At 36.2% G+C, this 7,135-nt stretch carries 10 protein-coding genes; 6 read left to right on the forward strand and 4 right to left on the reverse strand.

Annotated elements, in window-relative coordinates:
- Both KTF99_RS16525 and KTF99_RS16530 read right to left on the reverse strand, forming a co-directional pair.
- The coding region (locus KTF99_RS16525; protein ID WP_044908512.1) for an excisionase at positions 1-121 on the reverse strand (121 nt) is incomplete at its 3' end.
- Positions 114-1,256, reverse strand: a complete 1,143-nt coding sequence (locus KTF99_RS16530) for an XRE family transcriptional regulator (protein WP_010729705.1) — start codon at positions 1,254-1,256, stop codon at positions 114-116. The genes KTF99_RS16525 and KTF99_RS16530, both read right to left, overlap by 8 nt.
- A gap of 511 nt (positions 1,257-1,767) precedes the next feature.
- Between KTF99_RS16530 and KTF99_RS16535 the strand changes: the two genes are divergently transcribed.
- From KTF99_RS16535 to KTF99_RS16555, 4 genes are all read left to right on the forward strand, one after another.
- Entirely contained in the window at positions 1,768-2,403 is a 636-nt protein-coding gene (locus KTF99_RS16535; protein WP_008788621.1) for a helix-turn-helix domain-containing protein, read from the forward strand.
- Between the two features lie 514 nt (positions 2,404-2,917).
- The gene (locus KTF99_RS16545) at positions 2,918-2,995 is read left to right on the forward strand and encodes a tetracycline resistance determinant leader peptide (protein ID WP_078372222.1); all 78 of its coding nucleotides are present in this window, start codon (positions 2,918-2,920) and stop codon (positions 2,993-2,995) included.
- Between the two features lie 15 nt (positions 2,996-3,010).
- Complete coding sequence (gene tet(M), locus KTF99_RS16550) at positions 3,011-4,930, forward strand: tetracycline resistance ribosomal protection protein Tet(M) (RefSeq protein WP_000691736.1); 1,920 nt, start codon at positions 3,011-3,013, stop codon at positions 4,928-4,930.
- Positions 4,931-5,048: 118 nt separating this feature from the next.
- Complete coding sequence (locus KTF99_RS16555) at positions 5,049-5,216, forward strand: cysteine-rich KTR domain-containing protein (protein WP_000336323.1); 168 nt, start codon at positions 5,049-5,051, stop codon at positions 5,214-5,216.
- A gap of 59 nt (positions 5,217-5,275) precedes the next feature.
- Here KTF99_RS16555 and KTF99_RS16560 read toward each other — a convergent pair whose 3' ends face one another.
- Positions 5,276-5,629: a helix-turn-helix transcriptional regulator gene (locus KTF99_RS16560; RefSeq protein WP_001227347.1), complete on the reverse strand. Its 354-nt coding sequence runs from the start codon at positions 5,627-5,629 to the stop codon at positions 5,276-5,278.
- A gap of 503 nt (positions 5,630-6,132) precedes the next feature.
- Between KTF99_RS16560 and KTF99_RS16565 the strand changes: the two genes are divergently transcribed.
- Positions 6,133-6,552: a sigma factor-like helix-turn-helix DNA-binding protein gene (locus KTF99_RS16565; RefSeq protein WP_022278534.1), complete on the forward strand. Its 420-nt coding sequence runs from the start codon at positions 6,133-6,135 to the stop codon at positions 6,550-6,552.
- 25 nt (positions 6,553-6,577) lie between these two features.
- Positions 6,578-6,784, forward strand: a complete 207-nt coding sequence (locus KTF99_RS16570) for a helix-turn-helix domain-containing protein (RefSeq protein WP_025481129.1) — start codon at positions 6,578-6,580, stop codon at positions 6,782-6,784.
- Positions 6,785-6,984: 200 nt separating this feature from the next.
- On the opposite strand, the gene KTF99_RS17480 is transcribed toward KTF99_RS16570, so the two are convergent.
- Complete coding sequence (locus tag KTF99_RS17480; protein ID WP_256188998.1) at positions 6,985-7,107, reverse strand: hypothetical protein; 123 nt, start codon at positions 7,105-7,107, stop codon at positions 6,985-6,987.
- Positions 7,108-7,135 lie beyond the last annotated feature (28 nt).

The raw sequence follows: 7,135 nt of genomic DNA on the forward strand, positions 1-7,135 counted from the left end.
CGTCCTTGTTTTCCTCTGCCAATCGTCTTAACTTGTTTTCTCCGATACGGAAATACTTTGACGCTTCTTCAATGGTAAGGGTGTATTTTTCCCATACGGGAATATCCTGTGCATTACTCATAAAACACCCCCTCACTTTCGATTACGTCTGCTATGTCCGTACACATCTGTTCCACAAGCATTTCCTGCTTTTCAGAGAGGTGGGTACATTCATCAATCATTTTCATGTAGTTTGAGCCTGTCAGCCTGTCGATTTCCTCTATCATCACGATTGACGGCATGACCTGTCTTTCCAGCCATTGCAGAGTGCGTTCCATATTGACAGGTACGGGGTTCATTTCAAAAGGTAAACTGTCATGGGAAATGAATATCTCCCACAGCGGATAGTCGGGAAATTGCACAAAATCAGTAATAAGGTAAAACACCAGCCCATGAGGGTTATATGTCAATAACAATTCCTCAACTGCCTGTACTGCTTTTGTACCACGCAGACGAATTTCAAAACGATTGATAATATCCGTATGTTTCTTTTTGGTTGCCTGTTCCTTTTGTTTTTCATACAGGCAGAAGTATTTTGTGCTTGCCTTTGAACCGATATAAAGGGTGCTTGCTAAATTACGGTTTTTTCCGCTTAGTTTTCCACCCTGCACATTTTCATAATTTTTACAGCGACAATCCGCACCGCCATTTCTGTATTTTTCAGACAAAACGGGAATATCCAACAGACCACACATATCATTGATTGCCAAGTCAAAACGTCGGATAACACCGTCACAGTCAAGACAGCGGTTTAAAAATGAATACCAATCTCTGTTCTGTGCCTGCAAGACATATTCCATGTTGCGTGAGCCTGCCCCTTTTAATTCCAAGAATACGCCCATGTGTTCGTCATCAGAAGCCATGACCTTGATTTCTCCGTAGGCGTAATGCTCTTTATAGCCATAATACCCATAGTCATAATGGATAAAATAATCTGCTTTCATGCCAAGCACCTTTCGGATAATTTCCAATGCGTCAGTCGTTGGATAACGGACAGACAGATAATCAACGAGCAGATAAAAAGGCTTATCGCAGATATAATAATTCAGACAACGCAGGATAATATTTTGTGTTTCCTTGCTGGCGTTGGCTTTTCCGTTCTCAAAGCGGTTGATACTATATCTTGATACATGGGTAAGACTTGCAAGTTCTCCTTGTGAAAGACCGCTTGCAAGACGTTTGTTCTTCATTTCAAGTGCAAATTCTAAATTGTTCATTGTATTCCTCCAATCCCACAATAGCCTTGAAATACCTGTAAACCTCTATTCAAAAAGTGTGATATGCACTATCTTCTTAAAACTTCTCATTACTACTCACAACTTTGGGATTGTATGGTTTTTGACTTGTCTTTTGTGAAATAGTGCCCCCCTGTTAGATAACGGGGGCACAGACAAGGCTCGCAGGCTCGCCAGCCGACAAAGCATTTCTTCCCCTTGACACAAGGTGTCATGGCGGTAAGCCTGAGAGGCTTCCGCCACCGTGTCAGAAATACTTTGTCAGCAAGTTCTGTTTTGCCTTTTCTAACAAGTTCCATTTCAACCGATATTCATATCTACGGATTTAATCAGATAGGTATTTCTTTTTGAATGTTTTTATATTTCATTCTATTGTGCTTATTCGATTACAAGAACATAGTAATTCTTATATGCTTATTTGTCAATATCTTTTTTTGCCTTTACAAATCATATTAAGCATGATAGACTTATAATAGCGAAGATATAACGAGATATGGAGGGTTATGCAATGAAAATAAGCCATTTAGGAAATAATATACAGACCATAAGAAAATTTAGGGGAATGAAACAACAGGAACTTGCGGACAAAATCGGTATCAATATGCAGAGCCTTTCCAAGATTGAAAGAGGGTTGAACTATCCTGCCTATGAAACGCTGGAAAAGATAATGGAAGTGCTGGACGTTACGCCCAATGAATTGTTGTCGGGAGAATGGAAGTATGTCAATCAATCTGAAAAGGAAGTCTGTCAGTTTTTAAGAGCCGAAGAACGTCTAAATGCAGAACTGAAACATGGACACTATGATAACTTCTTTGACAGCGAGGAAGAATGGCTGGAATATGAGTTAGAAAAGTTACGGGAATATATTACAGACTATATCAACGGGAAAAGCATTGAAGCGTCCGACCTTTACCCAATCAAAGAATTTATCCAGCATTTGAAGTTTCAAAAATTATTAGACCGCTATGATGATTTATACAGTATGGATATGTTTGGGGAAAGCATAGAGGGACATAAGTATAAGACACCTTATCAAGTCGTGAAAATGATAAACCCGAACTCAAAAGAAGATATGGAACTGTTACGAGAAGTATTAAGGAATAACAATTTTGATGATGAGGACGAGTAACTTTTTTCCTCTTGCGAGAAGATACAGCAAACAAAAAGCCCGATCAAGAGTGCAAAGCACCACCAATGGTGGCAAAGCTCTTGACAGGGCTTTTTCTTTTCTGTTGTGGGCAATCAAGAGGAAGAAAGGGATAAAATCTGATTTGTGGTAAATCAGGCAAAGGCAACGCAGGTATCTCAATTTGATTTGGTACTTGAAAAGAACGGGAGTAATTGGAAGATTATAGAATAACAAATATTGGTACATTATTACAGCTATTTTGTAATCACGTACTCTCTTTGATAAAAAATTGGAGATTCCTTTACAAATATGCTCTTACGTGCTATTATTTAAGTATCTATTTAAAAGGAGTTAATAAATATGCGGCAAGGTATTCTTAAATAAACTGTCAATTTGATAGTGGGAACAAATAATTGGATGTCCTTTTTTAGGAGGGCTTAGTTTTTTGTACCCAGTTTAAGAATACCTTTATCATGTGATTCTAAAGTATCCGGAGAATATCTGTATGCTTTGTATGCCTATGGTTATGCATAAAAATCCCAGTGATAAAAGTATTTATCACTGGGATTTTTATGCCCTTTTGGGTTTTTGAATGGAGGAAAATCACATGAAAATTATTAATATTGGAGTTTTAGCTCATGTTGATGCAGGAAAAACTACCTTAACAGAAAGCTTATTATATAACAGTGGAGCGATTACAGAATTAGGAAGCGTGGACAAAGGTACAACGAGGACGGATAATACGCTTTTAGAACGTCAGAGAGGAATTACAATTCAGACAGGAATAACCTCTTTTCAGTGGGAAAATACGAAGGTGAACATCATAGACACGCCAGGACATATGGATTTCTTAGCAGAAGTATATCGTTCATTATCAGTTTTAGATGGGGCAATTCTACTGATTTCTGCAAAAGATGGCGTACAAGCACAAACTCGTATATTATTTCATGCACTTAGGAAAATGGGGATTCCCACAATCTTTTTTATCAATAAGATTGACCAAAATGGAATTGATTTATCAACGGTTTATCAGGATATTAAAGAGAAACTTTCTGCCGAAATTGTAATCAAACAGAAGGTAGAACTGTATCCTAATATGTGTGTGACGAACTTTACCGAATCTGAACAATGGGATACGGTAATAGAGGGAAACGATGACCTTTTAGAGAAATATATGTCCGGTAAATCATTAGAAGCATTGGAACTCGAACAAGAGGAAAGCATAAGATTTCAGAATTGTTCTCTGTTCCCTCTTTATCATGGAAGTGCAAAAAGTAATATAGGGATTGATAACCTTATAGAAGTTATTACTAATAAATTTTATTCATCAACACATCGAGGTCCGTCTGAACTTTGCGGAAATGTTTTCAAAATTGAATATACAAAAAAAAGACAACGTCTTGCATATATACGCCTTTATAGTGGAGTACTACATTTACGAGATTCGGTTAGAGTATCAGAAAAAGAAAAAATAAAAGTTACAGAAATGTATACTTCAATAAATGGTGAATTATGTAAGATTGATAGAGCTTATTCTGGAGAAATTGTTATTTTGCAAAATGAGTTTTTGAAGTTAAATAGTGTTCTTGGAGATACAAAACTATTGCCACAGAGAAAAAAGATTGAAAATCCGCACCCTCTACTACAAACAACTGTTGAACCGAGTAAACCTGAACAGAGAGAAATGTTGCTTGATGCCCTTTTGGAAATCTCAGATAGTGATCCGCTTCTACGATATTACGTGGATTCTACGACACATGAAATTATACTTTCTTTCTTAGGGAAAGTACAAATGGAAGTGATTAGTGCACTGTTGCAAGAAAAGTATCATGTGGAGATAGAACTAAAAGAGCCTACAGTCATTTATATGGAGAGACCGTTAAAAAATGCAGAATATACCATTCACATCGAAGTGCCGCCAAATCCTTTCTGGGCTTCCATTGGTTTATCTGTATCACCGCTTCCGTTGGGAAGTGGAATGCAGTATGAGAGCTCGGTTTCTCTTGGATACTTAAATCAATCGTTTCAAAATGCAGTTATGGAGGGGATACGCTATGGCTGTGAACAAGGATTGTATGGTTGGAATGTGACGGACTGTAAAATCTGTTTTAAGTATGGCTTATACTATAGCCCTGTTAGTACCCCAGCAGATTTTCGGATGCTTGCTCCTATTGTATTGGAACAAGTCTTAAAAAAAGCTGGAACAGAATTGTTAGAGCCATATCTTAGTTTTAAAATTTATGCGCCACAGGAATATCTTTCACGAGCATACAACGATGCTCCTAAATATTGTGCGAACATCGTAGACACTCAATTGAAAAATAATGAGGTCATTCTTAGTGGAGAAATCCCTGCTCGGTGTATTCAAGAATATCGTAGTGATTTAACTTTCTTTACAAATGGACGTAGTGTTTGTTTAACAGAGTTAAAAGGGTACCATGTTACTACCGGTGAACCTGTTTGCCAGCCCCGTCGTCCAAATAGTCGGATAGATAAAGTACGATATATGTTCAATAAAATAACTTAGTGTATTTTATGTTGTTATATAAATATGGTTTCTTGTTAAATAAGATGAAATATTTTTTAATAAAGATTTGAATTAAAGTGTAAAGGAGGAGATAGTTATTATAAACTACAAGTGGATATTGTGTCCTGTATGTGGAAATAAAACACGATTAAAGATAAGGGAAGATACTGAATTAAAAAAATTCCCCCTCTATTGTCCGAAATGCAGACAAGAAAATTTAATTGAAATAAAGCAGTTCAAAGTAACTGTGATTACAGAGCCAGACGCAAAGACGCAGAGCCGATAAAATGAGATTAATACAATCTCATTTTATCGGCTCTTTCCGTTATGTATGGATTCTTTTAATTAGTCTTCGATGTTTCTTGCTTCGTTGATACCGCTGGCTAAAGATTCCATTAAGGATAGTTCTTTGTCTGTAAAGCTATCCATGTATTTCTCTATCTGTAATCGTCGGGTGCTTTTTACCAAGTTATTAGCAGGTAAGAAAAATTCATCAACGGAAACATGAAGTAACGATACAAGGTCATAAAGAACTTGTATGCTGGGGTGTTGCCCTTTATTTTCAATATTAGTTAAGTACCGTGGGTCAATTTCAATCAATGCTCCCACTTGTTCACGAGTTAAACCTCGTTTCAATCGAGCTTCTTTAATGGCTAAACCAAAGGCTCTAAAATCATATTTATCTTCTTTTTTACGCATAGTAGACCACCTCTATACATTTTATTGTTCCTACTGAATTAAAAACAGGTATAGAAAAACGTGTTATATGGTTTATAGGTTTATATTTAATAAAAAGCACTACTAAACGCCAATAAAAAAAACCGTTATATGGTAGTGCTATTTACGCTGTTAAAATATTGTATATTACTTCCAAATGGCGGTTTGTTGGAGGTCAACGTCGCCATGAAGTACATCATATACAATAAATTTCCTTACATTGGGTTCTTGTCAAAAAAAGTCGTCTATCTGCAATAGATAAGTACGTCCACCAATGTGGTTTTATAAATCATATAGATAGAATAACAGAAGCATGTAAACAGAGAAATAAATCTGTTTATATGCTTTTTTGGCTATTCAGAACTTTTTTACAAAGTTTATTTATCAGTAATGCAACAAATCCCCCTTTCACATTGGGACTAAGAGTGAAAGGAGATAAACGAGCAAGGCTCACTTCCTTTCCTAGACAGAAAGGGGGTGAGATTATGAGGACATCTTCTTTCGAGCATATCGTCAGATTACAGTTCAATTCTTTAATGCTGATTGTCATTAAGAACAAAGTGAAAAGTCGAAACAGACAGCTTGCAAGACATTCTAAACGTGAAGTATTGTTTTGTGAAATAGCCGAAACGAAACAAGTTGAACGTGGAACGATTGATACCTGTTTTTATGATTGTGTATCATTTAAAGTCTTGCACTTTACAATTTATGTATCTGATGAAACACTTGGTACAGTTTTACATAGACTGTCAGAAAAACAGCGTAGTGCGATTTTATTACGTTATTTTCAAGGAATGAACGACAGAGAAATTTCAGAACTGTACCATGTATCACGTTCTGCTATTTGCAGTAGAAGAACTAGAGGACTAAGGAAGTTAAAAATGCTTTTGAGCGAAAGGAAGTAAAGATTATGGCTATCCCTCTTTTGAATTGATTTGCAAAGCGTCAAGCGGAGATGAAATGGCAGTTAAAGAGATTTTGAAGTTTTATGACGGTTATATTTCTAAATTATGCTTGCGTCCTTTTTACCACTCTGAAAGTGGTAAAATCATTATGCAGGTTGATGAAGAACTAAAAGGAGAAATTCATACAGACATGATGAAAGCAATATTGAAATTTGAAATCGGAGTGAAGTAATCAACTGTATAAAAAAATCGGGAGATACACAGTTTCGTGTTATCTCCCTTAGTAGTTTTACGGTCATATCAAGGCTCATTCAATCGTGGTAAATTCGTGGTAAGATGAGTGTTTTTCTATACTTCAAAATGCTTGAATGTATAGTGTTTATGCGGATAATTGAAAATTAGATATAAAATTTATTAAAGAATTTATTAATGTTATACAATCATCTTTTTATTAACTGAAAGTATTCCTTTACACCCTAATATATTTACGATTTTAGCAACTTTAAAGTAATAAATATCCACCGGCTTAGCCGGTGGTTTTACATTTGCGGGCATAGCCCTGCTCTCAGAGCGCATGTCTCAA

The organism is Erysipelatoclostridium sp. MSK.7.34 (assembly GCF_019041935.1).
GTDB classification, from domain to species: Bacteria; Bacillota_I; Bacilli_A; order Erysipelotrichales; family Coprobacillaceae; genus Thomasclavelia; species Thomasclavelia ramosa.

Bases quoted from the DNA above. Each gene is read 5' to 3' on its own strand.
- KTF99_RS16530 (WP_010729705.1), bottom strand. From the start codon at position 1,256: ATGAACAATTTAGAATTTGCACTTGAAATGAAGAACAAACGTCTTGCA.
- KTF99_RS16535 (WP_008788621.1), top strand. From the start codon at position 1,768: ATGGAGGGTTATGCAATGAAAATAAGCCATTTAGGAAATAATATACAG.
- KTF99_RS16545 (WP_078372222.1), top strand. From the start codon at position 2,918: ATGCCTATGGTTATGCATAAAAATCCCAGTGATAAAAGTATTTATCAC.
- KTF99_RS16560 (WP_001227347.1), bottom strand. From the start codon at position 5,629: ATGCGTAAAAAAGAAGATAAATATGATTTTAGAGCCTTTGGTTTAGCC.
- KTF99_RS16565 (WP_022278534.1), top strand. From the start codon at position 6,133: ATGAGGACATCTTCTTTCGAGCATATCGTCAGATTACAGTTCAATTCT.
- KTF99_RS17480 (WP_256188998.1), bottom strand. From the start codon at position 7,107: ATGCCCGCAAATGTAAAACCACCGGCTAAGCCGGTGGATATTTATTAC.